A 26252-nucleotide genomic window follows, 5' to 3' on the forward strand; every position below is an offset into this window, starting at 1 on the left:
GATGGGCCCATGGTGAAGAAGATGACTCAAGTGGAATGGCGGGAGTTCGTCTCCCACTCCACCCGCACCGGCAAACTGTCCACCGTCCGTGAGGACGGAAGCCCTCACATCGCTCCCATCTGGTTCGTTCTCGACGGCGATTCCTTCGTGTTCAACACGGGGAAGGACACCGTCAAGGGTCGTAATCTGGCCCGTGACGGCCGCGTCGCGCTCTGCGTGGACGACGACCGGCCGCCGTTCTCCTACGTCGTCCTCCAGGGCCGGGCGCAGATCAGCGAGGACCTGGAGGAGATGCTCCCGTGGGCGGCCCGGATCGGTGCCCGCTACATGGGCGCGGAACGCGGCGAGGCCTTCGGCCGCCGCAACGCCGTCCCCGGGGAGCTGCTCGTCCGTGTCCCCATCGACAAGGTGATCACGGTGGCCGGCGTGACCGACTGACGCCGGTCACCGCCCGCGCGCCAGCTCGTCCGCCCCTCCCCGCACCCGCCACCCGCCACCCGCGGGCCGGTTCACACGGAATCGGCCTGTGGTTCCACCGACTCCAGCAGCCGCGCCGTATGCACCCGGCCCGCGTACTCCACCAACCGGATCAGCACTTCCTTCCCCGAGTCCTTGTCCCGCGCGTCGCACAGGACCACCGGTGTCCCCTGATCCAGGTCAAGCGCCCGCGCCACCTCGTTCGAGGCGTACCGCCGGGCATTCGCGAAGCAGTTGACGGCGACCACGAACGGAATCCGCCGGTGTTCGAAATAGTCCACCGCCGGGAAGCAGTCCTCCAGCCGCCGCGTGTCAGCGAGGACCACCGCGCCCAGCGCGCCCTGCGACAGCTCGTCCCACAGGAACCAGAACCGGTCCTGCCCCGGCGTCCCGAACAGGTACAGCGACAGCCCCGACCTGATCGTGATCCGCCCGAAGTCCATCGCCACGGTGGTCGTCGTCTTCTGGTCCACCCCGCCCGTGTCGTCGACCAGCTCTCCGGCCTCGCTGAGCAACTCCTCCGTCCGCAGCGGCCTGATCTCGCTGACCGACCCGACCAGGGTCGTCTTGCCGACACCGAAGCCGCCGGCCACGAGTATCTTCAGGGCGAGCGCGGCCAGTTCGTCGTCCTGGCCCGCGGCCCCGTCTTCGTGCAGTCCCATCACAGCGCTCGCAATCCCTCGATGACTTCACGCAGAATCCGCTCGTCCGGCAGCTGCGCGGGCGGCACCGGCCGGCTGACCTTGACGTGCCCGGCCTCCAGCAGGTCCCCGAGCAGTACGCGCACCACGCCCACGGGCAGGTCCGCGTCCGCCGCGAGCTCCGCCACCGACTGGGTCTCGTCCCGGCACAGGCCGAGCAGCGCCCGGTGCTCCGGGCCCAGCAGCGACTCGGCCGCCTCGTCGGTCCCCGCCGGATCGACGACGACCAGGGCGATGAGGTCGAAGCGGACCCCGTGGGGTCCCGGCTTGGTACGCCCTCCGGTCATGGCGTACGGGCGGACGAGCGGGCCCGCGTCGGCGTCGTACCACTGGCCGTTCATGGTCAAGGCCGCCGCCTTCAGCCCGCGGCCGGCGGGCGTGCCGCGAACCGGGGCGGGGTGTAGAGGTGCTCGCCGACCCGCTTCACCAGGCGGGCCATCTCGTACGCGATCAGCCCCATGTCGGCGCCGGCCCCGCTGAGCACGGCCAGACAGGAGCCGTCGCCGGCGGCCGCCACGAAGAGGAAGCCCTCGTCCATCTCCACCATCGTCTGGCGCACGCCCCCGGCGTGGAAGTGCCGGCCCGCGCCCTTGGCCAGGCTGTGGAACCCGGAGGCCACGGCCGCCAGGTGCTCGGCGTCCTCCCGGCTGAGCGCGCTCGAAGCACCCACCGCCAGCCCGTCGTTCGACAGGACCACCGCGTGGCGCACCTCGCGGACGCGGACCACGAGGTCGTCAAGGAGCCAGTCGAGTTCGCCGGACCTGCGGACTCCGTCGAGGTCGATTCTCTGGTGTTCGATCATCATCGTGCTCCTTCGCCTTCGCCTGTACCTACGCCCGCGCTTGTACCGGTGCCGGTGCCGGTGCTTGTACCGCTGCCCGTGCCCGCAGCGCCGTCCGGCCCCGCGCCCGCCTGGGTGCCGCGCACCCAGCCCGCCCGGTACGCCGCCATCCGCTCGCGCGCCTGCTCGGGGCTGCGCCCGGGCGGGTCCCCGGCCCCCCGGACCCCGGCCGGGGCCTTGGGCTCGGGGGCCTCGCGCAGCTGCGGGACGAGGCTGGCCTGCCGGACCCGGCGCGGCAGTTCGGTGACCGAGGCGGCCGGGCCCGAGGGGGCGGCCGGAGCCGCCGCGACCGCCGGGGTGGGGGTACGGGGAGCCGCGCCGGCGGAGCCGCGGGGCCGGAGCGGTGCCACCGGGGCGGGGCGGGGCTCCTCCCGGGCCGGGCGCCGGTCCGGGACCGGTATCCCGCGCACGTCGTCCCGTACGACGCTCATGGCCGGGGCCGGCTCCCAGGGCTGTTCCCGGACCGGCTCGGGGGCCGGCTCCAGCAGCTGCGCGGGCTCCGGCACCGGGTGATGCTCCGCCCCGGGCTGCGGGGCGGCGGCCGTGAGGGCGCCCTGGAGCAGGGAGTTCGGGAGCAGCACCACCGCGGTGGTGCCTCCGTACGGTGACATGCGCAGGTGCACCTTCACACCGTGGCGGGCGGAGAGTCGGCTGACGACGAAGAGCCCGAGGCGGTCGCTGTCGAAGAGGTCGAGCGCCTCGGACTGCTCGATGCGCCGGTTCGCCTCGCTCAGGGCCTCGCGGCCCATGCCGAGCCCCCGGTCCTCGACCTCAAGGACGTAGCCGGCGCCGACGGGCTCCCCGCTGACCCGGACCTTGGTGTGCGGTGGGGAGAACTGGGTGGCGTTCTCGATGAGTTCGGCGAGCAGGTGGGTGAGGTCGGCGACGGCGCCGCCGATCACGGCGGCCTCGGCGAGCTGGCGGACCTCGACGCGCGGATAGTCCTCGATCTCGGAGACGGCGGCCCGTACGACGTTCGTCAGCGGGATCGGCGTGCGCCAGGCGCGCCCGGGAGCGGCACCCGAAAGGATGATCAGGCTCTCCGCGTGCCGGCGCATCCGCGTGGTCAGGTGGTCGAGCCGGAAGAGGTCACCGAGCTCGCCCGGGTCGTCGGCGCGCCGCTCCATCGAGTCGAGCAGGGTGAGCTGCTTGTGCACCAGTACCTGGCTGCGCCGGGCGAGGTTCACGAAGACCCCGCTCACGCCGCTGGCCAGCTCGGCGCGTTCGACGGCCGCGCTGAGCGCCGCCCGGTGGACCGTCGCCAGTGCCTCTCCGACCTGGGCGATCTCGTCGTCGGCGGCCGGGCCCGGCGGGGTCTCGGCGGACACGTCGATGTCCTGGCCCGCCCGCAACCGGTCCATGGCCCGCGGGAGTTTGCGGTGCGCGATCTCCAGCGCGGTGTTGCGCAGCGAGACGAGCTCGACGACCAGGGCCCGGCCGATGCGCACCGAGATGACGAGCGAGGCGGCCACGGCGGCCAGACCCAGCAGGACGGCCGCTCCGGCCGAGCTGAGCACGCCCGCACCGAAGGGGTCGGCACGGTCCGCCGACGCGGCGTGGGCGGCGTCCGAGATCTCCCGCATCGAGGTGGCCACGGAGGTGTACGCGGCCTCCCAGCCGGCGGGCGGTCCGGCGGGGGCCACGGCGGCGCGCGCGTCCTTGTCCCGGTCCTTGGCTGCGCCGGCCGAACCCGAGGAACCGGCCGGACCGGAGGAGCCCGGCGCCGCGACCAGGGATCCCGCGGCGGTGAGCGCCCCGTCCTCGGCCCCGGTGAGATCGGCGTAGGCGGCGCTCTTGGAGACGGACTGCCAGGCGTCCTGCTGGGCGGTGGGCAGGTCCCGGGCGGCGGAGGCCGTCAGTGCCCGCCGGGTCTCGACCGCGCCGGTCAGGCGGCGAAGCGTTTCGGCCGTGCGCGGGCCCGGCGCCGTCAGCAGGGCGTCCTCCCGCGAGAGCTGCTCACCGGCTCGCGCGAATTCCAGCAGGACGCGGGCGTCCACGCCCAGTTCGGCGGCGGGGCCCCCTCCGGAGAGGGCGCCACCGACGTCCATCGCCGAATCGATCACCCGGGTGTACGTCTCGTAGGCGGCTTCGGGGGTCGCGCGGTGCTCGGCCACGTCCTTGCGCGCCGGGCCCAGCCCTTCGGCGGCGGCGACGAAGGCGCGCAGCCGCAGGACGATGTCGGAACGGTACTCCCCGGAGTCGGCGACGGTGTTGCGGTCGCCGAGCCGCAGCGCCCGCACGGCGGCGTCGGTGCGGCGCGCCTGCTCCTCCAGCGCGCCGGACTGACCGGGGGCCTGGGCGGCCACGGCCTGACCGGCGGTGGGGTCGGCCAGCAGCCGCAGGGCCGTACGCCGTTCGGCCTGCAGCGCGGTGACGGCGGCCGTGATCGGAACCCGCAGCTCCCGGTCGACCCGCTGGGCGCGGCTGAGGCGGGCGACGTCCTGGGCCGCGTCGACGGTGGCGAAGGCCCAGAGGGCGAGCAGGGACACCACCGGAACCATCAGCAGCGAGACGATCTTCGCGCGGACGGTGGCGGGGCGCAGCCGGGCCCGCGCACTACGGCCGCCACCCTCGGGTGCCGCCGCGAACACCCCGGGTACCGCCTGCTCCACCGGCTCCTCGGCGGGCGGTCCGGCGTGTGCCCGGCGGCCCGCGGGAGCGGGCGCGGGCGGCCGCGACGCCGCTGCTTCCGGTGTTCTGCGGGGTCTGCGCATGGGCTCCTCGTTCCGGCGGTGCGTACGTACGTGACGGGGCGGGGGGCGGCGTGGGCATCGGCCCCACGCCGTCAGGCGGTGGCGGTGGCGAAGGTGCTGACGGTGGCGGCGGCCCGGAGGGGGAGGACCGCGCCGCCGCCTCAGCCCGCCGGGGCGGCGGCTCCGCGCTCTCCCAGGCGCAGGTCGGCGGAAGCGGCGGCGGAGGCCGCCCGCTCGTCGGCGGTCGGCGAGAGCGCGACGAACGCGGAGGTGATGAAGAGGTAGGAGCCGAGGCCGACGGCGAGCGGGAAGATGAACTGCATGGCGGTGGCGCCCGGCAGGGCCGCGTCCGAGGGGGCGACGTCGACGGCGACGGCGAGCATGCCGGTGTAGTGCATGCTCGTGACGGCGGCGCCCATGATGAGCGAGGCGACGGCGACGGCCACCGGGGACTTGATGTTGAGCGCCGCCCACAGGGCCGCGGTGGCGGCGACGACCGCGATGGCGATCGACAGGCCGACCATCAGCGGGTCGTAGGAGACCGAGCCGTGCAGGCGCAGGGCCGCCATGCCGAGGTAGTGCATGCTCGCGACGCCGAGGCCGGTGGTGAGGCCGCCGAGGACGAGAGACCGGCCGCGATCCTTGCCGTAGCCGACGGCGAACACTCCGGCGCCCACGACGAGGACGGCGACGACCAGTCCGAGGATGGTCAGCGGCACGTTGTAGCGGATCTCGGTCCCGGTGACGTGGAAGCCGAGCATCGCGACGAAGTGCATCGTCCAGATCCCGGTCCCGATGGCCGAGGCCGCGGTGAGGAGCCAGTTGCGGCGGGAGGTTCCGGTCGTCGCGGCGAGCGCGCGAACGGTGCAGCGCAGGCCGAGGGCGGCGCCGATCGAAGCCATCACGTATGACAGCGCGGGGGTAAGCCAGCCGTAGGCGGCGTGGTCCAGGTGTCCCATGGCCTCGGGACGCTAGTCCGGGTGAGGGCACGAACATGGGGCGCATTTCGAAAGCCACTGGAACTGCTGGAATATGACAGAGATACGTTCATCTTCGATCACACCGAGTACCACCTTGCACACGTTCCGCAGGCATGTGCCAGAGCCCGGGTGCGGGATCATGGGCACATGAGCGACGACCGCACACAGGACCACGCCCAGGACCAAACCCGGGAGCTGTCTCAGGACCGGCCGCAGGACCGGTCTCAGGACCAGCCGCAGGACCAGCCGCAGGACCGGTCTCAGGAGCAGTCCCGGGACCGCGGCCACGTCCAGGAGTTCTTCGGGGCGCGCGCGGCCGGCTGGGACAGCAAGTTCCCCGGGGACGGACCCGCCTTCGCCACCGCCGTGGGCGAGTTCGGGCTGCGTCCGGGGGACCGGGTGCTCGACGCGGGATGCGGCACCGGGCGCGCGCTGACCGCGCTGCGCGCGGCCGTCGGCCCGTCGGGCACGGTGCTCGGCGCCGATGTCACCCCGCAGATGCTGGCCGCCGCGCGGGATGCGGGCCGGGGCGCCGAGGGCGCCCTGCTGCTCGCGGACGTGGCGCGGCTGCCGCTGCGCGACGGGGTGCTGGACGCGGTGTTCGCCGCCGGCCTGATCGCCCACCTGCCCGATCCCGGGGCCAATCTGCGCGAGCTCGCCCGGGTGGTCCGCCCGGGGGGCCGACTCGCGCTGTTCCACCCGATCGGGCGCGCGGCACTGGCGGCTCGCCACGGCCGCGAACTGACCCCGCAGGACATGCGGGCCGAGCACAACCTCGGCCCGCTGCTGGCCGGTTCGGGCTGGCGGATGACCTCGTACACCGATGAGGACGCACGCTTCCTCGCGGTGGCGGTCCGCACCCCCTGAACGGCGACGGCTTTACGTCGGCCCCTCGCCCGGGGTCCGCGGAGGCGATCCGGATCCGGCCGGAGGCCGCGCAACCGCTCCGGCCGGCCGGGCGCGGAGGGGGCCCGGGGCGACCGCCCGGGCCGGGGACGGGGAACGTGCCGGGCCCGCCCACATCAGGCCGTCCCGGTAGCCCTTCGTCTCCGGGTTCCGACGGGCGTGGTGCGCGGCTGCGTACGGGTGCGGCAGCCGGACCGCGCACCCGCGGCGCTTGTCCGGATCGGGCCGGAGGATCTCCCCCGGCCGGTCGCGACGCCTCACCGGGACACCTCTGCGTGGTGGTCGGCCAAGTCCACCCGCAGGTGGCGGGCTTGGAAATCGTCTCCCGTGGGCTATCGACGCGGCGGTTACCCGCTGGTTAGGGTGCGCCGACGAGTGAACGACCGGGAGGCCACGTGTCCGACGAGGAGGACGGCGGTTCGCTGTACGTGCTGACCGCCGTGCTGCTGACCCCCGCGCAGTTCCCGAGCATCCTGGGGGACGACTTCCCCGAGGCCTGCTCGCTGCTGGGCGTGCCGCCGGCGGCCGCCGGGTACGGGCTGGTGCTGGGCCAGGACGAGGAGGGCGCGCGCTGGACGGTCGTGGTCGACGACGTGTCGCTCGTGGCCATGGCCATCGCCTCGTGGGACTGCGGGATGGAGTACGACCTGTCCCCCGACGAGCGGTCCATCGTGGTCTCGCTGGCGGGCTGGCCGCTGGCGCTCGCGGTGGCGACGGCCGGGATACCGGAGCCGCACGATCCGGAGCAGGGGGCGGACGGCACCGGGCGGGTGCCGCTGGCGCCGCCGTCGGCCGAGGCCTGGGGGCCGGTGCAGCGGCGAATGGGCGCCGACCAGATCGCCCGGGAGTGGGCCGACTGGAGCGAGCGCGTGGCCACGGACGGCGGGGCGGCCGCCGCCGCGCACCCGGGGCTGGCGCGGGCCCTGAAGGAGGCTCTGGGGTACACGCAGAGCCCGCCGCCGCCCGGCAGGGTGAGATCCTCCTTCGCGGGGGACGAGGTACGGACGTTGCGCGTCGACGGGCCCGGATGGTCGCTCGTGGCCCGGACCGGCGGGGCGGCCTTCGTCCTGCTGGACGAGCAGCCGAGCGAGGTCCTGGCGGTGCCGCACGACGCGTACGGGGAGCTCCCGGCACTGGCGGAGCTGCTGGCGTCCCTGGACCGGGTCGCGGTGCGGCCGTCCTGAACGGGCGCCGGTCCGGGATGCCCGGATCGCGGGATGCGGACTGCGAGCTGCGGACTGCGGACTGCGAGCTGCGATCTGCGCACGGCGTGCTGGCTGCGCGCGCGAGTGATCGTGCCGGGTGCGCGGTGATGAGAAGGACCAGAGCTACGACAGGGAGGGTGCGTTGACGGATCAGGTGGTGGTCGTCCCGGTGGGCGTGGTGGTGGGTGGCCGCCCGGAGGTCGTCGACGACGACTGGGGGCGGGAGACCGCGGTGATCCGGCTGGACCGGGAGCGGTTCGGGCCGGAGGCGCTGTACGGGCTGGAGGACTTCTCGCACATCGAGGTGGTCTACCACTTCGACCGGGTCCCGGAGGAGAGGATCGAGACCGGGGCGCGCCACCCGAGGGGCAATCCCGACTGGCCGCTCGTCGGCATCTTCGCCCAGCGCGGCAAGAACCGGCCGAACCGGCTGGGCCTCTCCCGCTGCCGTCTGGTGAAGGTGGACGGGCTGGCGGTCGACGGACCGGAGCTGCACGTGGAGGGCCTGGACGCGGTCTCGGGCACTCCGGTGCTCGATCTCAAGCCGTACATGACGGAATTCGGCCCCCGGGGCGACCACCGCCAGCCGGAGTGGGCCACGGAGCTGATGCGCGAGTACTACTGACTTTCAGGGCGATCAGCACGGCGCGCCCGATGCCGGCGCTACGGCCGTGCGCTGGCCGGGAGTTGACGTCCGCGGGGCTTCACCTAGGGGTCGTCCCCGATGTCCGGAGCGGTGGTACTCGCCTACCGTCGTGGGTATCGCCGGCTTCGGACCGGGTGACCTTTCGCGCACCGGCCGGTGCAGTACGGAGACCCCATGCAGGCGATCGTCCAGGACCGCTACGGCTCATCCGACGTCCTGGAGCTCCGGGAGGTCGAGACTCCGTCGCCCGGCGACCACGAGGTGCTGGTACGGATCCACGCGGCCTCGGTCAACGCACGCGACTGGCACCTCATGCGGGGCGATCCGTACGTGGCGCGCCTGGTGCTCGGGGTCGGCGGCCCGAAGGCGAGGATCCGGGGCACGGATTTCGCGGGCCGGGTCGAAGCGGTCGGCGCGGCAGTGAGACGTTTCCGCCCCGGCGACGAGGTGTTCGGCGAAGCCGACGGGGCGTTCGCCACGCACGTCTGCGCCCCGGAGGGCGCGGTGGAGGCGAAGCCCAGGGGCCTGAGCTTCGAGCAGGCGGCGGCGCTGCCACTGGCCGGGAACACCGCTCTCATGGGGCTGCGCGATCTGGGACGCGTACGGCCGGGCCAGAAGGTGCTGGTCAACGGTGCGTCAGGAGGGGTGGGAACCTTCGCCGTCCAGATCGCCAGGGCGCTGGGCGCGGAGGTCACCGGGGTGTGCAGCACGCGCAACGCGGAGCTGGTCCGATCCCTCGGTGCGGACCGGGTAGTCGACTACAGCCGGGACGATTTCACCCAGGACGAGTTCGTCCGGAGCGGGCAGCGGTACGACCTCGTGTTCGACCTCGTGGGCAACCGCTCGCTGACCGAGCTCCGGAGCGTGCTGACGCCCACCGGAACGCTCGTCCTGTCGGGCGGGGGCGTGTTCGAGGGTGGCAGCCTGGTGGGTCCGATGGGGCTCATCCTCAAGGGGCAGGCACTGTCGCGCTTCACCCGCCAGCGGCTGCTCGTCCTCACGGCGAAACCGACCGGGGAGAATCTGGCGACGCTGGCGGAGCTCGCCGACTCCGGCCGGCTCACCCCGGCCGTCGACCGCACGTATCCGCTGAGCGAGGTGCCCGAGGCCATCCGGTACCTGGAGCGGGAGCACGCCCGTGCGAAGGTCGTCATCGCCGTGTGACGGCACACCGGGCCGCTGCCCCGATCGCGGATCGCGCCCCCAGCAGGGGTGTCCGGTCGGGGGCAGAGCCCCGGACCCGCCAGGGCAGGGACTGGAGGCCCCTTCGGGTCAGACGCGTTCGAGCGGGACGTGCGGTGCCGGCGGGAGCGTGATCTCGATGCTGTCGCCGGGGCGGATGGTGCCGCCCCGGTGGACCACGCCCATGATCCCGGCCTTGCGGAGCAGGTTGCCCTCGTCGTCCCGGCCGACCACCAGCTTGAGCAGCCCGTGCTGGAAGGCGTCGATCTGCAGGCACGGATTGCGCAGACCGGTCACCTCGACCACCGCGTCCGCGCCGAGGCGCAGGAGGGTGCCGGTCGGCAGGCCGAGCAGGTCTATGCCTTCGGTGGTGACGTTCTCCCCGAGCTGACCCGGTTCGACCTGGTGGCCCGCCCCGGCCACCTCTTCGAACAGCTCCCGGTGGATCAGGTGCACCTGCCGGAGGTTCGGCTGCGTCGGGTCCTGGGCCACCCGGGAGCGGTGCTTGACCGTGACTCCCGCGTGGACGTCGCCCTCGACGCCGAGCCCTTCGAGGAGCGTGATGCTCTCCCGCTGGGGCTTGGTGAAGGAGTAGACCCCGTTGCTGCTGACCGACGCTACCTGTGCCGCCGTCGCCGTACTCATGAATGACCCCCCAGCCGCTGTCAGCGGCCGATCCGCTTCCTGGACATACCCCGCACCCTACGACGCTGGGAGGAGTCCAACAGCAGGTAGGCGGCCGCCGGCACTCCGATCAGGACCAGCAGTCCCGCCCAGAACCCGACCGCCCAGAACAGCACGATGGCTGCCACCACTCCGGCCAGCGCGACCTTTCCGCTCGTGGACATCTGCGGCACCTCTTTCTCCGTCGGCCACTACCCCTCACAACGCGCGCTCGCGCTCCCGCGTTCCCGGCCGAACGTACGGCCTGGGCCGTGACCCGGCTCACGGCACAGCCACGGACGGCGGGCGCCGGGCGTGGGTTACTCTCGGTCACCCCGTATTCGGTAGTCAAGCTTGGGGAATGCGTGCGCTCGACGATCTCCGGCCTCATCCGCTGCTCCGCCGTCTTCCTCCCCGCCGAACCGGCCCGCGACGGCCGGATCGCCTTCTGGCAGGCGGGTTCGGGCCTGCCGGGCTCTGGGTTGCCGGCCTCGGAGCCACCGGATGGCAGCCTTCCGGATGCGGGCCCGGCACGTGAGGGTCTGCCCCGGCCGGGCCTCGGACCGGCCGGCATGAGCGGCGGCGGAGACGGGGGTCCGGGCCTCCGCCTCGACGGACTCGGCATCACTGGCACCACCGACATCGCTGGTACCACCGGCATCACTGGCACCACCGACATCGCTGGTACCACCGGCACCACCGAGCAGCTCACCGTCGTCACGCCCGACCTGCGCCGCACCACCGTGCCGGCCCTCGTCGTGCCCCTAGCCGAGGCCCTGCCGATGCTCACCCGGGCCCGGGCCGCCGCCTCGGCCGGAGCCGTGCCCTTCTGGGGCGCCGCCGCGCTGCTGGCCCTGCGCCTCGCCGCGCGCGGGCTGCTGCTCCCCGGGCTGAGCCCCGCCGGGTACGACGCCTGGCGGCTCGGGCCGCTGGAGAGCGCCGATCTGGACGAGGTCCGGGAGCTGGCGGCCGCCATGCCGCCCGACGCGCACTGCGTCCCGCTCGACCCAAACCCCCGCCCCCGCCTCCGGCTCCGGCTCCGGCGAGGTCCGCGACAGCGCCGGCGGGGCGGCGCGGCTGCCCGCGCCGGAGCCGCTGCTGCGCGCCTTCCTCGACGCGGTCGCCGACACCCTGCCCCGCTCCCCCGCCGCGCCCGCGGCCACCGGCGGGTCCGCCTACGCCGCCCCCGCGTCGCGGCTCCACCCCGAGCTGCGTGACTGGGCCGCCGAGGTCGCCGCCGGGCACGACGCCGGTGTGCGGGTCTCGCTCCGGATCGAGCTCGACGCGTCCTGCGAACCCCCCGCCTTCCGGGCCGTCCTGCAGATGCACGGCCTGGCCGACGCCGCCCTCGTCGCGGACGCCGCCGACGTCTGGGCCGGATCCGGGCCGGCCGCGGCCGCGTTCCCGCCGCACGCCCGTCTGGACGCCCTCCGCGCTCTGCGGCGCGCCGCCCGCCTCTGGCCAGCGCTCGCTCCGCTCCTCGGCGCGGCCGTCCCCGACTCCGTGGACCTCGCCGACGAGGAGGTCGCGGAGCTGCTCGGGGAGGCCGCCGGCGTCCTGGCCGCCGACGGGGTGCAGGTGCACTGGCCGCGCGGACTCGCCCGTACGCTCACCGCCCGGGCCGTCGTGGGCCGTCCCGCCACCGGCTCCGCGCCCCCCGGTCCGCTCTCCCCCACCGCCGCGCACCCCCTCGGCTGGCGCTACTCCCTCGGCGGACGGGGCGATCTGACCCCCGGCGAGCTGGACCGGCTCGCCGAGGCGAAGCGCCCCCTGATCCGGCTGCGCGACCAGTGGGTCCTGGTCGACCCGGCCGAAGCCCGCCGGGCCCGGGCCCGCGCCCGCCAGGACCGCGAGATGACGGCCGCCGACGCACTGGCCGCCGTACTGACCGGGTCGGCGGAGCTCGACGGCACGCGGTACGACGTAGAGGCCACGGGTCCGCTGGAACGCCTGCGCGCGCTCCTCGTCTCCGAACCGGGGCCCACCGGAACGCCGGCCGGAACGCGGGCCGACGTGCCGGCCGAGGGGCCGGCCGAGGCGCAGGCGCCGGCCGCCCTCCACGCCACCCTGCGCGACTACCAGCTCCGCGGTCTGCGCTGGCTCGCCCGGATGACCGGACTCGGCTTCGGCGCCTGCCTCGCGGACGACATGGGGCTGGGCAAGACCGTCACCCTCATCGCCCTGCACCTCCACCGGCAGGAGCAAGGACACGAGGGCCCGACGCTGGTGGTCTGCCCGGCCTCGCTGCTGGGCAACTGGCAGCGGGAGATCGAGAGGTTCGCCCCGGGGACGCCCGTGCGCCGCTTCCACGGCGCCGGCCGCGGCCTGGAGCAGCGGGGCGGCGCGGACGGCGGGTTCGTCCTCACCACGTACGGCACCATGCGCGTGGACGCGCCCCAACTCGCCGCCGTCGGCTGGGGCATGGTCGTCGCCGACGAGGCCCAGCACGTCAAGAACCCGCGCTCCTCCACCGCCAGGGCCCTGCGCACCATCCCGGCGGCCGCCCGTGTGGCCCTCACCGGAACCCCGGTCGAGAACGACCTGTCCGAGCTGTGGGCCGTCCTCGACTGGACCACGCCCGGCCTGCTCGGGCGCCTGGGAACCTTCCGCACCCGTTGGGCCGAACCGGTCGAGAGCGGCCGCGACCCGCTGGCCGCGGCCCGGCTGAGGGCGCTCGTACGGCCGTTCCTGCTCCGCCGCAAGAAGTCCGATCCCGGGATCGCGCCCGAGCTGCCGCCAAAGACGGAGACCGACCACACCGTCCCACTGACCCGCGAACAGGCCGGGCTGTACGAGGCGGTCGTGCGCGAGACCCTCGCCGCGATCGCCGGGGCCGACGGCATGGAGCGGCGCGGCCTCGTCGTCAAGCTGCTGACCTCGCTGAAGCAGATCTGCAACCACCCCGCGCAGTATTCGAAGGAACACGGCCACGACCCCCGGCGGGGCACCGCCGCGGCATCCGGCAAGGTCGAACTGCTCGACGAGCTGCTCGACACGATCGTCGCCGAGGGCGGCTCGGTGCTGGTCTTCACCCAGTACGTGGCGATGGCCCGGATCCTGGAGAAGCACCTCGCGGCGCGCGGCATCGCTTCCCAGCTGCTGCACGGGGGTACGCCGGTCGCGCGGCGCGAGGAGCTCGTGGACCGCTTCCAGGCGGGCGAGGTCCCGGTGTTCCTGCTCTCCCTCAAGGCGGCGGGCACCGGCCTCAACCTCACCCGGGCCGGCCACGTCATCCACTACGACCGCTGGTGGAACCCTGCCGTCGAGGAACAGGCCACCGACCGCGCCTACCGCATCGGCCAGACCCAGCCCGTCCAGGTCCACCGCATCATCGCCGAAGGCACCGTGGAGGACCGCATCGCCGAAATGCTGGAGGCCAAGCGCGCCCTGGCCGACGCCGTACTGGCGGGGGGCGAGGCCGCGTTGACCGAGCTCAGCGATACGGAGCTGGCCGCACTCGTGGCGCTCCGCCCGACCACTGCCGAGGAGCGACGCGGATGAGCCCTGAACGCGCGCACGGCGCCCGCGAGAAGACCTTCCCCGCGCTGGCGCCCCCCGCCGGCCGCGGCTTCGCCCGCACCTGGTGGGGCCACGCCTGGCTGCGCGCCCTGGAGGACAGCGCGCTCGACGGGGAGCAGGTCAAACAGGGCCGCCGGTAGGCGCGTTCGGGCGCGGTGGGGGCCGTGTCGGTGCGTCCCGGCAGCCTGACCGCCGTGGTGCGGGACCGGGACGGGACGGCGCACCGGACCGACGTACTGGTGCAGGAGTTCACCGAAGCGGAATGGGGCCGGCTGCTCGGGCTGGCAGCCGCCGAGTCCGGGCACATCGCGGCTCTGCTGGACCGGGAGGTGCCGCCGGAGCTGGTGCGGGACGCGGCGGCGGCCGGGGTGGAACTGCTGCCCGGGATCGGGGACCTGGACCCGCGCTGCGACTGCGACGAGTGGGACCACTGCCCACACACGGCGGCGCTCTGCTACCAGGTGGCGCGGCTGCTGGACCAGGACCCCTTCGTGCTGTTGCTGCTGCGCGGGCGCTCGGAGGCCGACCTGGTGGACGAGCTGGAGGAGCGCAGCACGGCGGAGGCGAAGGCTCCGGAAACCGTGGCCGACGTGGGGGTTCCGGCCTCCGAGGCGTACGCGGCGGCGTCCGCCCTGCCCGCGCTGCCCCCGCCCGCACTGCTGCCGGAGGCGCCGGGCCAGCCGCCGACGCTGGACACGGAGACGGAGCCGCCGGGCCTGGACGTGGACGCGGTGGAGTTCCTCGCGCAGGCGGCCGCGACGCAGGCGTACCGGCTGCTCGCCGAAGCGCTCGCTCCGGGCCATGCGGAGCGCGCCCCGCAGCCAGCGCCGACGACTGCCGAAGACGCCGTACGCCTCACGGTTGAGGCCCGCGACCTCCGGGTCCGCTCCCGCCTGGCGGCGGCTGCCGACAGGGACCGGGCCGCCATGGACCGGGCCGTTCTCGCCTGGGGCTTCGGCGGGGCACGGGCCGTCGCGGTACTGGAGGAGGACTGGACCCCGGACCGGGCGGCCCTCACCCGGGCCCGGGCCGCCCTCGCGGCGGCCTGGCCGGAGGGGGCGGACACCGCCACCGACACCGCCGCCCCCGCCCCGGTGCTCCGCCGGACCCGCGCCCGCTGGACGGAACCGGGTGGCCACCGCCAGCTCCGCCTGGGCCGGGACGGCCGCTGGTGGCCGTACCGCCGCGCGGCGGTCCAGGGGCTCCCGGCGGGCCAGTGGCTCCCGGCGGGCCCGCCGTCCCCGGACCCGGCGTCGGCGCTGGCGGCGCTGGACCCGGAGTACTAGGGCCCGGCCGTCGCGGTCCCGTCCCGGTCCGAATCGACCCGTACTGGCCGACGTACCGCTTGTCGGGGCGGCGGTGCGGGACGACGATGGGGGCGCTCCGGGTAGCCAGGCACCGCGGGAGGGTGACATGGACGGTCCTTCGGTGGCTCTGCCCGGCGGGGCCGATCCCGCCGCGCGGACGCGGGAACTCCGCCGGGCCCACGCCGCGTTCACCCAGGACGGGTGGGTCGAGGCCCCGGTGCGGGCGGTTATCGCGAGGTCCTGGCGGCGCTGCGCCCGGGCCCGGGTCAGCCCCGAGTGCGCGCCCCGGCTGGAGCTGGCCGGGGCGGACCTGCGCTCGTACCGGGAGCAGCATCCGCTGGCCCCGGTGCTTCCGCTGTTCCGGGAGCTCGTGGGCGCCTTCGCCTCGGACGGGGCCCATCTGCTGGCGGTGTGCGACGCACGGGGCAGCCTGCTCTGGGTGGAGGGCGAACCCGCCACGATGCGGCGTGCGGAGGGCCTCGGCTTCGTGCCGGGCGCCCGCTGGTCGGAGGCGGCGATGGGGACCAACGCCCCCGGTACGGCGGTCGCGGTCGGGGAGCCGGTCCAGGTCTTCGGGGCCGAGCACTTCAGCCGCCGGGTCCACCCGTGGACCTGCGCGGCGGCTCCGGTCCACGACCCGCGCACCGGGCGGCTGCTCGGCGCCGTCGACGTCACCGGGGGTGACTGGCTGGCCCATCCGCACTCCCTCGCGTTCGTACGGGCGGTCGCCTGCGCGGCGGAGGCCCGGCTGGCGCTGCTGGATCCGGCACCGCGAACCCCCGGGGACTCCCTCACCGCGCTCGGCCGGGACGAGGCCCTGCTGAGCCTCGGCGGCCGCGAACTCCGGCTCGGGCGCCGGCACAGCGAGATCATGACTCTGCTCGCGCACCACCCGGAGGGGCTGTCGGGGGACGAACTGGCGATCGCCCTGTACGAGGACGAGTCGGTGTCACCAGTGACACTGCGCGCGGAGATGTCACGGCTGCGGAGCTTGCTGGGATCCGGCGCCCCGCTCTCGCGCCCTTACCGCACGGCCGCGCCCCTGGAGTCCGATTTCACCGCCGTCACCCGGCAGTTGGCCGGCGGCGCCGTCTCGGCGGCCCTGGCCCGCTACCCGGGCCCGCTGCTGCCCGCGTCGGTGGCGCCCGGTGTCGTCCGGCTCCGGCGCCGCATCGAGGACCAGGCGCGGGCCGCCGTGATCGCGCGGGCCGACGCGGGGCTGCTGGCCGACTGGGTGTGCAGCGCGTGGGGCGCGGAGGACGCCGAGGTCTGGCGGGCCCTGGCGGCCGTGCTCCCGCCTGCCGACCGGCCGGCCGCGCTGGCCCGCGTACGGGCCATCGACACGGAACTCGGCCGGTCCCCCGACGGGGCACAGTACGGCGGGCCGCCTCACCCCGGCGCACCGCACGCCGGGCCGCCACCCGCCGGACGGGCGCCCGCCTGCGGTCCCGGCGGTGCGCCCGACGCCACGCCGCCGCCCCCGGGCCGTGCGCCGCGCGGCCGTGCAACGTACCGGCAACCTGCCCGCCCCTAGCCTCACGGCGAGCGCCGGCCGACGGCGGCCGGCGCCCGGCAAGGGGAGGACCACCATGGCCCGTTACACCGCGCCCGGTACCGAGGGCGCACTCATGTCGTACGCGTCGCGCTACGGCCACTTCATCGGCGGCGAATACGTCGAGCCCGCCCTGGGCCGGTACTTCGCCAACCCCTCCCCCGTCACCGGTGAGACCTTCACCGAGGTCGCGCGTGGCACGGCCGAGGACGTCGAGCGCGCGCTGGACGCGGCGCACGCCGCCGCGCCCGCGTGGGGCCGCACCTCGATCACCGAGCGTTCCACGGTCCTGCTGCGGATCGCTGACCGGATGGAACAGCATCTGGAGGCCCTCGCCGTCGCGGAGACCTGGGAGAACGGCAAGCCCGTCCGCGAGACGCTGGCCGCCGACATACCGCTCGCCATCGACCAGTTCCGATACTTCGCGGGCGCGCTGCGCGCCCAGGAGGGCGCCCTCAGCCAGATCGACGAGGACACGGTCGCCTACCACTTCCACGAGCCGCTGGGTGTCGTCGCCCAGATCATCCCGTGGAACTTCCCCATCCTGATGGCGGTGTGGAAGCTGGCCCCGGCCCTGGCCGCGGGCAACACGGTGGTACTGAAGCCGGCCGAACAGACCCCAGTGTCCGTGCACTACGTGATGAGCCTGATCGCGGACCTGCTGCCGCCGGGTGTGATCAACATCGTCAACGGATTCGGCGAGGAGGCCGGCAAACCGCTCGCCTCCAGCCCGCGCGTGGCCAAGGTGGCCTTCACCGGGGAGACGTCCACCGGGCGGCTGATCATGCGGTACGCGGCGGAGAACCTCAAGCCGGTCACCCTGGAGCTGGGCGGCAAGAGCCCGAACCTCTTCTTCGACGACATCTGGACCACGGACGACGACCTCCGGGACAAGGCCCTCGAAGGCTTCACCATGTTCGCCCTCAACCAGGGCGAGGTGTGCACGAGCCCGTCGCGCGCCCTGATCGAGCGCGGCCGCTACGGCGACTTCCTCGACGCGGCCGTGGCACGTACCGAACTGATCGTGCCGGGACACCCGCTGGACACGGACACGATGATCGGCGCGCAGGCCTCTGAGGAGCAGCTGAGGAAGATCCTGTCGTACGTGGAGATCGGCCAGCAGGAGGGCGCGAAGATCCTGACCGGCGGGCAGCGCGTCGAGCACGGCGGTGAACTGGCGGGCGGCTTCTACGTCCAGCCGACCGTCTTCGAGGGCGACAACCGCATGCGGATCTTCCAGGAGGAGATCTTCGGCCCGGTCGTCTCGGTGACCTCGTTCCAGGACTTCGACGACGCCGTCCGCATCGCGAACGACACGGCGTACGGACTGGGCGCCGGTGTCTGGACCCGCGACATCAACACGGCCTACCGAGCGGGCCGCGCGATCCAGGCCGGCCGCGTCTGGACGAACTGCTACCACGCCTACCCCGCCCACGCGGCCTTCGGCGGCTACAAGCAGTCGGGCATCGGCCGTGAGACCCACAAGATGATGCTGGAGCACTACCAGCAGACGAAGAATCTTCTGGTGTCGTACTCCCCGAAGAAGCTCGGCTTCTTCTAAAGGCACGAGAAAAGGCGCCTGACCTGGGGTTTTATCCAGGTTGGGCGCCTTCAGCAGTTCACCAGGAAGCACGCCCGGGATGGGGCGTTACTCCCAGTTCCTCCCACGGGTATCCCACTGCTGACCAGCAGTTCCGGACCAGTCACGGACCAAATCCGATGCTCATCCCGTCTTCCGGCGAGGAATCGGCGCGCTGCTCCCACTTCGCCATGGACTGCTCGATCAGGTGGTTCGAGTGGGCCTGAACGCCGGCGAGGAACTTGGCGTAGTGCCGGAAGAGGACCTCGATGCTCTGCCCGGCCCTGCGTGCGCACTCCGCTGGGTCCACACCGGAGTGGAGCCAGAACGAGATCCCGGCGTGCCTGAGGTCGTACGGCCGCTTCGCGAGACGGGTGGAGAGCTCGTACGGGGTCAGGACGTGTTCGCGCGCCCGCTTCCACGTGGTGCCGTAGGCGGCTGGATCGAGGTACTTCCCCGCTGCGTTGCGAAACAGCCGACCGTCCGGAGCCACTCCGAACCGTTCGATGTGCCCGCGGAGTGTCCGCACGAACGCCGGAGGAATGGGCACAGGACGCGTGGCGGTGGCAGCACGACGTTTCAGCGAGTGGATTTCGTAGACCTCACCGCTGTCAGTCCAGTCCTTGCCCGCTGTCACGACTCCACCTGTCAGGTTGAGCATCCCCCATCCGCTCTTGGGGAGATGACACTGGGACTGCTGAAGGTGGATGGCCTCCGCAGGGCGCATCGCCGCGTAGTACATGCAACCGAAGAAGGCTTCGACGTGGGGCCCTCTCCCGCGGCCTGCGGCCACTGCGGCAAGCAGCCGGGCCACCTGGTTCGGATTCGGAACGGCGGCCGGGTCGACCTCCTCACTGACCGCCGGAGCGGTCCATCTGACCCCGACCAGCGGATTCTCGGCGAAGTAGCCCTTCTCGACTGCCGTTGCCAACACCTCGCTGAACGCCGCCCGCTTGCGGCGCGTGGTCTTGGCCGCGGCAGCCTTCCCGTCCAATGTGCGGCCCATCGCGTCCAACGCCCGACGTAGCACGTCGGCCTCCGCCATCGTGTTGACAGGGAGCGAGTTCCTCTTCATCCAGGCGATGGCCTGCTGCCACTCCTCACGCGGCTCCTCCTCCCACGCCTTCTTGTTGAACGTCCACGAGTACAGTGCCCGGCGAAGGACCCGCGGATCCGAGAAGGACGTCCCACGGTCCACGAGAGCAGGCGTAATGGTGGCGAGGGCATCTGCCAACGTGCGACGGGTATTACCCGGGGTCCGGTCCCAACGTTGGTCGATGTACTCATGGGCCAGGTCGTACCACGTGGTGCGCTGCTTGATCGCCCGTAGCTCTGAGGCCGGCAGACCAGTCTGCTCGTCGAAGGCCTCCCCTTCGCGAGCGGCTGTCATCAGCTTCGACCGTCGGCTATCGGCAAGTCCCTTCGTCATGAAGGACTCGGACTTCTCCAGAGTGTTGACGGTCCATCGAACCATGAACGGCTTCCGACGCTCCGGGCGTTCACGTATGTCCCAGAAGCGGACGTTGTAACTCATTGCCAATTCGGTGTGTCCTTCTCGCACATATCCCACCAGGCGTCCAGATCCGCGCGACGGCAGCGAAGCTCACCGTTCGGGAGCTTGATCATGCGCGGCGCCTGGTCGCGAGCACGCAGTCGGTAGAACGCCGATGGACTCATGCGGATTTCCGCAAGCACCTCGGCAAGTTTGAGGGCGGGGGGACGGGCCAATGCGTGACTGCCTTCTCTGAGGACCTGCTGAATCTGGGGTGCCCGCGCCACTAGGCTGCCGAGCTCCCATCCACACGGCTCCACCGCCAAGCACAGCCCCTGCGAACAAGTCCAATGATCCGGAGAATCCGGGAATTCCGAATTCACGGATCGAGTGATAGACGACCGTGCCGTCGCCCCCTACAGGCCTCCGAGCCGAAAGCCCGCCCTCACGCTCCGCCACGAACTGGAGGGCAAACCTGAGCGCTGCGATGCCTCTTACCCATCTCCACCGCGTACGACTTCGTGGACGACCCTTCGCTCCACTCTCCACATGCGCACGCGGCCAGGTACCGAGACCGGCCAGCACACCCGGAGGTCAGCGGAGCCCCGACCAGCGTGTGCTCGTGAGCCGGCGGACCTACCGTCCAGTCCCCATGCGGTCCGGTGACCTTGATCCTGTGCAGCGCCATGAAGCTCCTTACCGAACACCCGGAAGGACCAACACCCATCCGAGATCCAAATAGCTGCTGACCTGCAGCTTTGTGTCAGACCATTACGTTGACATGGAGCACCGCACCCTCTCCACTCATTGGATCGGGTTGCCGGTCTGCCACCAGCGAACTCGATAGGTACAACAGGCCAGGCCTGCGTCTGCGTCCACCAGCAGTTCGTCGTCGATGAGGCCGGCGAGGTCCCGAATCGCGCGTCGAAAGGTGACGACCAGCACCTGAACGGAGTTTGCGCGCTGTCGCACCCGGTGCGATGCCAGGTAGACCAGAAGGACCCGTCGCGCTGATCCGTGTCCCGGGAAGACCCCCGGCGGAACGGCATGGGGTCTTCAGGTGATTGGATCCGCGTAAGTCGGGGCCTTCATCCCTGATTTGCTCCGCTCTGCACACACCGTCCCCGTCAACGGCTTCGGGAGGCGTGCGCGTACGCAAGACGCATACCGAGACGACGCCGTGGGCCAGCCCGCCCTGCTGAGGTATCGCGGTGACCGTTCCGCACCTGCCGCTGGTCAGTTGGTCGCGGTGGGAGCCAGGATCGCGGCGCGGGCAGCGTGGGCGAGGACTCCCTGAGTGCGGGCTGACATGCCGTGTCGGTTCCAGTGGAAGATCACATGGTGCGTCAGGACGTCGCGGGGGCCACGCTGGAGGTTGCCGCTCTGAGCGGCTTGCCCGATGTTTCGCCCGGCGAACTCGAAGGCGGCGAACCACGGGGCGATGGCCTCCATCGACCCTCCGCCGGCCGTCAGCGGTCGGGTGTCGAGGGTCAGGAGACGGCGTACACCTGTGGAGGTCTGGGCCAGGTTTTCGGCGGTGACGTCGCCGGGCAGGGGCCGTAGACCGGCGACCCGGTCCCAAACGTCGCCCTGTTCGTACCAGTCGAGCCCGGCAGACCGCAGCATTGCCGTAACCAGCAGAAGCGACGTCTCACGCCGCCCCAGGCCCGATGCGTGCTGGGTGCGGTCCAGGAAATGACGGGAGTCGGCGTGGAAGAGCCCGTGGGCGATATCGATGCCTCCGAACCCGCCGAAGGCCACGACTTCCGGCTCGTAGACGGTGGGCCACCAGCGCAGGACTTCAGCGGACTGGACAAGGCTTCCGAGGATTTCGGACAGGGCTGCGTGGAGGCGGCCGGGATCAGTATCGGCGGTGGCCAGGAGCCGCAGCCGCCAGCAGGGCGCCTTGCGGATGAACCACCAGGCGGCGAGCATGCCGGAGTCCTCCAGGAGACGCAGGCGGGGGACGAGGTGGTGGGCGGCGATGTCCTCGGCCCGGTCGAAATCCGCGAACTCGATCCGGGACTGGTGCCAGTCTCGGCGGGCGACCTGCTCTGCGAGAGCGGCTTGCCCCGCTGCCCGGTATAGGGCGGTTGCGTCGTCGAGTTCTTCGGTGTCGATCCCGGCGCGGGCTGCGACTGCAGCAACGGACTGCCCAGCCAGCACCGCAAGTACGGCGTTTTCGGTCTGCTGGGGGACGCGTGGGGTGGTCATCGGGGGTCGTTCCTCTCCGTGAAGGGTGCCGAGAAACAGGTGGCCGGCGCAGGTGGCGCCGGCCACCTGCCGTGGCCGGGGGTCAGTTGATGAGGAGGTAGGCGTCCCAGCCGGAAGCGGGTGGCCGGTCGCGTGCCGCGGTGGCCAGGGCGAGGGCCTGCCCGGCGGCCCCTTCGAGGAGCCCGGGGTCAGGTTCGGCAGTCTGACCTTCGAGGACGGTGGCGAGTCCATCGGCGGCGACGGACAGGTCGGGCGTGCGGGCGTCGCGGGCGGTCCTCCAGACGGTCTGGAAGAGTCCGGCGGTGCCGTGGCACAGGCCCGTGTCGGTGATCCGGTCGGTCTGGCGGGGGTCGGCGAGGCAAGCGGCCAGCGCATCCTCGGCCGCCTGCTGGCGCCCGATGTCGCTGGTGGCCAGGGCGGCGAGCTGAAGGGCCCGGGAAATGCCCGGGATGCCGTAGCACCACGATGGGCGCCCGGGGCCGGTGCTGTGCGGGCGGCCGGTCGCCATCTCGGTGCGTGTGATCGTCTCCGGCCACCACGGGCCGCCCTCACACTCCTGACGCCACCGGTCGAACCAGGCTGTCAGGGTGGCGATGGCTTCCGTCTGGCCGTCCACGGTGATTCCCCGGCGTGTCGCTTGGGCGAGGAGGGCGAGGGGGCCGGTTACGCCGTGGGCCATTCCGAAGTTGGCGTGCCCGCCCGGTGTGTAGCGCCGGGCCGGGTCATGGACGCACCACCAGCCCGGCATTTGTTCACCGTGCACGGTCACCGGGCGGGTGAGAGCGACGAGGTAGCCGAGGACAGCGGCGAGCGCGTCATCACCGGGGGTGTGGTGGAGGAGGTGGACGCCGATGCCGGTCAGGCCGTGCAGGAGGTCGTACTCGGCCATGGCCGGGAGGGCGCCGGACTGGATACGGGCCCGGGCGACGGCCGCGCGGCGGTGGGCCAGGTTGGCGGTCGCGGCGTCGAGACGGTCCCGGGTGGTGCCGTCGGCACCGGCAGCGTGCAGGACGAACGCGAGCGCCGGCGCCCCGTAGGAGAGGCAGGCGGAGTCCGCGGCCGTCACGTCGGTGCGAGTCGCTGCCGCCAGCCACGCCTTGACCGGTTCCCACGACCCGGCACCGCACCGTGCGTTCTCCACGTGCCACAGCGCGATCCCGGCCGGTCCCTGACTAAGGGACTGACCCAGGACCGGGTCTGCGGCCGGGTCGGGGGTGTGCAGGCGGCGGCCGTAGCGCGCCTTGAGGACAGTGGTGTTCACGCGCGACCCCTGCGGCGGTCGGTGCGGTGGGTGCGAGCGAGGGCGGCGGTTCGGGCGAGACGGAGGGTGAGCGACTCGGGGCCGGGACCACCGCCGAGGGCACGAACGTGGTGGAGGTGGAGAAGCGACCGAAGGACGGTCAGTGGGTCTTCGCGCTGATCGGCCAGAGCCCGGCGGTAGGTGGTCAGGGCATCGGCGCGGGCAGTCCACCCGGCCACGAGCGGGCGGGCAGCGGCTTCATGGCGCAACACGTCGGGGTCGGCCAGCACGAGTGACTGCCGCAACAAGACGGCGTCCACGGGCCCGGATTTGCGCGGCAGGTTGGCGGAGAGCCAGGTCCAGCCTTCGGCCGGCGTGGGAGCGTAGGCGGTGGCGAGGTCGGTGAGGGATGCGCCGGTGAGCGCCTCGGCGGGGATGCCGGATTGGGCGGCGTACGTGATCTGGGCGAGGGCGGCGGCACTGTCGGCCGCGAACACCTCCTCGGCGGCGGCGCGAGCGGGCCCGTACCCGTACCGGCCGTCCTGGCTCTGGTGAGCGGCCAGGTCGAGTCGGGCGGCGAGACCCTGACGGCGTAGTCCGTCAGCCCATTCACCGAGACGGGCGGCTGCCGGTCCGAAACCGCCCTCGTCGACGTGCATGGTGAAGGTCAGGGGGCGGTCACGTTCGGGGTGGCTGCTGTCGTGGTGGCGGGTGAACCACCAGAGGGGCGCCGGATCCCAGCCGGACAGCAGCCGGGGCAGGTGCTCGGTGAGGATCTCGTCATGCCTCGCCGGGTGTCCGTACAAGCGGGCGCACAGCGTGCGGGAGGGACCGGGCTGCTCTGGGGCCGCCGCCGTGACGGCGGACCAGCGCCGCGGGACCTGAGCCGGTTCGGCGGCGTGCAGGACGGTCAGGAACTCGTGGGCACGGCCCATGAACCCGCCTGCGGAAGGTCCGGTGGGCCTGCTTCGCGGCGCAGGTGATTCCCGCAACGCCACTTCCCCCGTCCTGGCCAGCCGGGCACGCAACAAGTCCCGGTGCAGGGGCACGTCAAGGTCGAGGGGCAGACGCATCTCGGCTTCTACGAGGACCACGGAGGACGGGAGCTCGCAGCGAATTCGCCACCGATCGAACGCCTCTTCCCAGGCAGCGCCGGCGGCGGCCGGTCCGGGCAGGACAGCGGCGTTCAGGAGCCAGCGTGCCGGGGCCAGGACCGCGCGGCCGTGCCGCAGCCGGGGCAGGTAGGGAAGGCGGGAGGCGGCGCCCCAGTCGGGCAGCCGCCACGCGGTGCGCCGGGCCCCAGCGACTTCGGCGAGGAACCGGGCCAGCGGCGGCGTCAGGACGGTCGGCTCCAGCGCGTGAAGGACGCGCGGCTCCACCACCTGGCCGGTGGAGGACCGGATCAAGTACAGGTGCCGAGCGTCGCAGGTGACGGCGAGGTCAGCGAGGGGGATAGCGCCGGGGCCCGGGTTGGGCCAACCCAGAGCGATGGTGTGGCCGGTCGCGGCCGGGGTGCGGACCACGTTGCCACTGCGGCGCCTGCGTGCCGGGAACAGCAGCTGCGCGGACGGCGGTCCGGGCGGACCGGCTAGCGCAGCAGCCCATGCGTCACGATCACCATCCGGCAGAAGGTCGGTGAAGCGTCCGGCCATGGACGAGGACGGGCGGGCGGCGGACGCCGCCCACATCTCGAACCGGCCCTGCCGCACATCCTCGGCGCTGTCGGCGTGGAGGTGGAAGGCCAGCTCCACGCACGGCGGCGACACCAAGTCGGCGGCCTCGACCACGGCAAGCGAGGCGAGAAGTTCCTCGGTTAGGACGACTTCGCGGGCCCGGTCGAGGGCGGCCTGCTGGGCCAGAGCGAGGAACTTCTCGTCGCGGGCGGACAGCGTCCGGGCCGGCGACGGGTGAGCGGCGCCGAGGTAGCCGGACGGGAACCCGAGCCCGGAGTCGGCGACCAGGTCAGTCACTGGCACCGCCGTACCGTGGCCGTACGTCTGCCGGAACCGCTGGTGGTAGTCGCGCCAGGCCGGGGCTCCAAACGGGTACGGGGATAGCCGCAGCAAGGTGGAGGCGGCCTTCTCCGCCTCGGACAGGACGTCGGCGGGAATCGTGATCTGGGCAGTGAGGACCGTGTCCGGCCACGCGGGCGAGACGCTTCCGGTGACCTCCTTCATGGACGCCAGGAGCGCTCCGCCGTAGGCGCCTGGGCCGCCAGATGCCGCCCGCAAGACGGCGATGGGTTCGGGGTCGGTGGCCACCGCGTCCAAGGAGGACAGCAGGACACCACTGTCCACCAGTTGCGTCAGAAGCGCGTGGACGGTGGCGGTGTCGGCATGCGGGAAAGCGGCGGCGACGGCATTGGCCACGTCGGCGAAAACGGCCGGGACACGGGCGGCGTCCAGCGCGGTCCGGACAGGCCCAGTGGCCGCTACCGACACCTCCAGCGGCGCCAGGCCCTCGGCGGGCGCCCGGCCTGGGGCGACGATGCGCCCTCCCCGGACGACAGCGGCCGGGTTCACCGCCACGAGCAGCCCCGCCAGAACCGCCGGCCGGGCTGCAAGCTGGTCGGCCACGGCTCCGAGCCCGTCAGCATCCGGCCGCAGCACCACCCGATGCTCAACTCCCCAGTCCGCCTGCGGGTCAGGGCCGATGCGTACGGGAGCGATCCCCGCGAAGTGCCCGAACGGGGTCGGCCGGCCGCGCCAGCGCAGCAAGTAGGCAGCCGTGGAGTGCACCAGCCGTCGTACTTCCCGCCCGTCCGGGTCGGGGGCAGCCAGAACAGCGGCGGTCTGCACGGCCAGGACCGGGCTCGCCTCCTCCAACGCCTGGCGACCCTGCTCGTGGGCACGGACGGCCGCCAGCCAAGCCCGGCCCCGCTCAACTCCATCCGGCCCGGACAGGTCCACGTCCACCGCCGGAACCCCGTGCCCGGGGTGGGTGGTGGCCCGCACCAGCACAACCTCCGCAGCCCGGTACAGCCGGCCTCGACCCGCCATAGCCCATGCCCCCTTCTCGTCATGGTGTCCTCGTGGCGCCGCCGGGCACACGACCG

Annotated in this window: 22 protein-coding genes and 1 pseudogene; 10 read left to right on the forward strand and 13 right to left on the reverse strand. The window is 73.0% G+C overall.

What is annotated here, in order from left to right; all coding sequences use genetic code 11:
• Positions 1-9 precede the first annotated feature (9 nt).
• Entirely contained in the window at positions 10-438 is a 429-nt protein-coding gene (locus tag OG389_RS04780) for a PPOX class F420-dependent oxidoreductase (RefSeq protein ID WP_328297203.1), read from the forward strand.
• Between the two features lie 71 nt (positions 439-509).
• On the opposite strand, the gene OG389_RS04785 is transcribed toward OG389_RS04780, so the two are convergent.
• The 5 genes from OG389_RS04785 to OG389_RS04805 all read right to left on the reverse strand — a co-directional run bounded on the left by OG389_RS04785 (position 510) and on the right by OG389_RS04805 (position 5671).
• Entirely contained in the window at positions 510-1139 is a 630-nt protein-coding gene (locus OG389_RS04785; protein WP_328297204.1) for a GTP-binding protein, read from the reverse strand.
• Positions 1139-1519 (reverse strand): DUF742 domain-containing protein, encoded by a 381-nt coding sequence (locus OG389_RS04790; RefSeq protein WP_328303519.1) that lies wholly within the window; start codon positions 1517-1519, stop codon positions 1139-1141. Before OG389_RS04790 ends, OG389_RS04785 begins: the two co-directional genes overlap by 1 nt.
• A gap of 17 nt (positions 1520-1536) precedes the next feature.
• Positions 1537-1980, reverse strand: a complete 444-nt coding sequence (locus OG389_RS04795) for a roadblock/LC7 domain-containing protein (protein WP_214954590.1) — start codon at positions 1978-1980, stop codon at positions 1537-1539.
• Positions 1980-4733: a nitrate- and nitrite sensing domain-containing protein gene (locus OG389_RS04800; protein ID WP_328297205.1), complete on the reverse strand. Its 2754-nt coding sequence runs from the start codon at positions 4731-4733 to the stop codon at positions 1980-1982. The genes OG389_RS04795 and OG389_RS04800 overlap by 1 nt, the downstream gene beginning before the upstream one ends.
• A gap of 140 nt (positions 4734-4873) precedes the next feature.
• Positions 4874-5671 carry an MHYT domain-containing protein gene (locus tag OG389_RS04805; protein ID WP_328297206.1) on the reverse strand — a complete coding sequence of 266 codons (798 nt, stop codon included), beginning with the start codon at positions 5669-5671 and terminating at the stop codon, positions 4874-4876.
• Positions 5672-5839: 168 nt separating this feature from the next.
• On the opposite strand from OG389_RS04805, the gene OG389_RS04810 reads away from it, so the two are divergent.
• From OG389_RS04810 to OG389_RS04825, 4 genes are all read left to right on the forward strand, one after another.
• The gene (locus tag OG389_RS04810; protein ID WP_328297207.1) at positions 5840-6559 is read left to right on the forward strand and encodes a class I SAM-dependent methyltransferase; all 720 of its coding nucleotides are present in this window, start codon (positions 5840-5842) and stop codon (positions 6557-6559) included.
• A 434-nt stretch (positions 6560-6993) separates the two neighbouring features.
• Entirely contained in the window at positions 6994-7782 is a 789-nt protein-coding gene (locus OG389_RS04815; RefSeq protein WP_328297208.1) for a hypothetical protein, read from the forward strand.
• Between the two features lie 163 nt (positions 7783-7945).
• Entirely contained in the window at positions 7946-8428 is a 483-nt protein-coding gene (locus OG389_RS04820) for an SAM-dependent methyltransferase (RefSeq protein WP_328297209.1), read from the forward strand.
• Positions 8429-8623: 195 nt separating this feature from the next.
• On the forward strand, positions 8624-9613 hold the full coding sequence (locus OG389_RS04825) for an NAD(P)-dependent alcohol dehydrogenase (RefSeq protein WP_328297210.1): 990 nt from the start codon (positions 8624-8626) through the stop codon (positions 9611-9613).
• A 108-nt stretch (positions 9614-9721) separates the two neighbouring features.
• On the opposite strand, the gene OG389_RS04830 is transcribed toward OG389_RS04825, so the two are convergent.
• Complete coding sequence (locus OG389_RS04830) at positions 9722-10276, reverse strand: MOSC domain-containing protein (RefSeq protein ID WP_328297211.1); 555 nt, start codon at positions 10274-10276, stop codon at positions 9722-9724.
• A gap of 20 nt (positions 10277-10296) precedes the next feature.
• Positions 10297-10479 carry a hypothetical protein gene (locus tag OG389_RS04835; RefSeq protein ID WP_328297212.1) on the reverse strand — a complete coding sequence of 61 codons (183 nt, stop codon included), beginning with the start codon at positions 10477-10479 and terminating at the stop codon, positions 10297-10299.
• 180 nt (positions 10480-10659) lie between these two features.
• On the opposite strand from OG389_RS04835, the pseudogene OG389_RS04840 reads away from it, so the two are divergent.
• The 5 genes and pseudogenes from OG389_RS04840 (at position 10660) to exaC (ending at position 18233) form a co-directional block, all read left to right on the forward strand.
• Positions 10660-13795: pseudogene (locus tag OG389_RS04840) on the forward strand (DEAD/DEAH box helicase).
• Positions 13792-13953 carry a hypothetical protein gene (locus tag OG389_RS04845; RefSeq protein ID WP_328297213.1) on the forward strand — a complete coding sequence of 54 codons (162 nt, stop codon included), beginning with the start codon at positions 13792-13794 and terminating at the stop codon, positions 13951-13953. The pseudogene OG389_RS04840 and the gene OG389_RS04845 overlap by 4 nt, the downstream one beginning before the upstream one ends.
• 24 nt (positions 13954-13977) lie before the next feature.
• Positions 13978-15099, forward strand: coding sequence for an SWIM zinc finger family protein (locus tag OG389_RS04850; protein ID WP_328297214.1), 1122 nt, complete (start codon positions 13978-13980; stop codon positions 15097-15099).
• 127 nt (positions 15100-15226) lie between these two features.
• Positions 15227-16654 (forward strand): transcriptional regulator, encoded by a 1428-nt coding sequence (locus OG389_RS04855; protein WP_328297215.1) that lies wholly within the window; start codon positions 15227-15229, stop codon positions 16652-16654.
• A 55-nt stretch (positions 16655-16709) separates the two neighbouring features.
• Positions 16710-18233: an acetaldehyde dehydrogenase ExaC gene (gene exaC, locus OG389_RS04860; protein ID WP_328297216.1), complete on the forward strand. Its 1524-nt coding sequence runs from the start codon at positions 16710-16712 to the stop codon at positions 18231-18233.
• A gap of 142 nt (positions 18234-18375) precedes the next feature.
• Here exaC and OG389_RS04865 read toward each other — a convergent pair whose 3' ends face one another.
• The 6 genes from OG389_RS04865 to OG389_RS04890 form a co-directional block, all read right to left on the reverse strand.
• A complete protein-coding gene (locus tag OG389_RS04865; RefSeq protein WP_328297217.1) occupies positions 18376-19785 on the reverse strand; it encodes an integrase in 1410 nt (469 codons plus the stop codon).
• Positions 19782-19979, reverse strand: a complete 198-nt coding sequence (locus OG389_RS04870; protein WP_328303525.1) for a helix-turn-helix transcriptional regulator — start codon at positions 19977-19979, stop codon at positions 19782-19784. The genes OG389_RS04865 and OG389_RS04870 overlap by 4 nt, the downstream gene beginning before the upstream one ends.
• Before the next feature lie 568 nt (positions 19980-20547).
• The gene (locus OG389_RS04875; RefSeq protein WP_328297218.1) at positions 20548-20688 is read right to left on the reverse strand and encodes a hypothetical protein; all 141 of its coding nucleotides are present in this window, start codon (positions 20686-20688) and stop codon (positions 20548-20550) included.
• A 291-nt stretch (positions 20689-20979) separates the two neighbouring features.
• Positions 20980-21957: a thiopeptide-type bacteriocin biosynthesis protein gene (locus OG389_RS04880; protein WP_328297219.1), complete on the reverse strand. Its 978-nt coding sequence runs from the start codon at positions 21955-21957 to the stop codon at positions 20980-20982.
• Positions 21958-22039: 82 nt separating this feature from the next.
• Positions 22040-23218 (reverse strand): lanthionine synthetase C family protein, encoded by a 1179-nt coding sequence (locus OG389_RS04885; protein ID WP_328297220.1) that lies wholly within the window; start codon positions 23216-23218, stop codon positions 22040-22042.
• Complete coding sequence (locus OG389_RS04890; RefSeq protein WP_328297221.1) at positions 23215-26196, reverse strand: lantibiotic dehydratase; 2982 nt, start codon at positions 26194-26196, stop codon at positions 23215-23217. The genes OG389_RS04885 and OG389_RS04890 overlap by 4 nt, the downstream gene beginning before the upstream one ends.
• Positions 26197-26252 lie beyond the last annotated feature (56 nt).

Origin of the sequence: Streptomyces sp. NBC_00435 (genome assembly GCF_036014235.1) — a bacterium.
Classification (GTDB): domain Bacteria; phylum Actinomycetota; class Actinomycetes; order Streptomycetales; family Streptomycetaceae; genus Streptomyces.

Bases quoted from the DNA above. Each gene is read 5' to 3' on its own strand.
- OG389_RS04825 (WP_328297210.1), top strand. From the start codon at position 8,624: ATGCAGGCGATCGTCCAGGACCGCTACGGCTCATCCGACGTCCTGGAG.
- OG389_RS04855 (WP_328297215.1), top strand. From the start codon at position 15,227: ATGGACGGTCCTTCGGTGGCTCTGCCCGGCGGGGCCGATCCCGCCGCG.
- OG389_RS04890 (WP_328297221.1), bottom strand. From the start codon at position 26,196: ATGGCGGGTCGAGGCCGGCTGTACCGGGCTGCGGAGGTTGTGCTGGTG.
- OG389_RS04865 (WP_328297217.1), bottom strand. From the start codon at position 19,785: ATGAGTTACAACGTCCGCTTCTGGGACATACGTGAACGCCCGGAGCGT.
- OG389_RS04790 (WP_328303519.1), bottom strand. From the start codon at position 1,519: ATGAACGGCCAGTGGTACGACGCCGACGCGGGCCCGCTCGTCCGCCCG.
- OG389_RS04800 (WP_328297205.1), bottom strand. From the start codon at position 4,733: ATGCGCAGACCCCGCAGAACACCGGAAGCAGCGGCGTCGCGGCCGCCC.
- OG389_RS04785 (WP_328297204.1), bottom strand. From the start codon at position 1,139: ATGGGACTGCACGAAGACGGGGCCGCGGGCCAGGACGACGAACTGGCC.
- OG389_RS04795 (WP_214954590.1), bottom strand. From the start codon at position 1,980: ATGATCGAACACCAGAGAATCGACCTCGACGGAGTCCGCAGGTCCGGC.
- OG389_RS04830 (WP_328297211.1), bottom strand. From the start codon at position 10,276: ATGAGTACGGCGACGGCGGCACAGGTAGCGTCGGTCAGCAGCAACGGG.
- OG389_RS04805 (WP_328297206.1), bottom strand. From the start codon at position 5,671: ATGGGACACCTGGACCACGCCGCCTACGGCTGGCTTACCCCCGCGCTG.
- exaC (WP_328297216.1), top strand. From the start codon at position 16,710: ATGGCCCGTTACACCGCGCCCGGTACCGAGGGCGCACTCATGTCGTAC.
- OG389_RS04845 (WP_328297213.1), top strand. From the start codon at position 13,792: ATGAGCCCTGAACGCGCGCACGGCGCCCGCGAGAAGACCTTCCCCGCG.
- OG389_RS04780 (WP_328297203.1), top strand. From the start codon at position 10: ATGGTGAAGAAGATGACTCAAGTGGAATGGCGGGAGTTCGTCTCCCAC.
- OG389_RS04835 (WP_328297212.1), bottom strand. From the start codon at position 10,479: ATGTCCACGAGCGGAAAGGTCGCGCTGGCCGGAGTGGTGGCAGCCATC.
- OG389_RS04880 (WP_328297219.1), bottom strand. From the start codon at position 21,957: ATGACCACCCCACGCGTCCCCCAGCAGACCGAAAACGCCGTACTTGCG.
- OG389_RS04810 (WP_328297207.1), top strand. From the start codon at position 5,840: ATGAGCGACGACCGCACACAGGACCACGCCCAGGACCAAACCCGGGAG.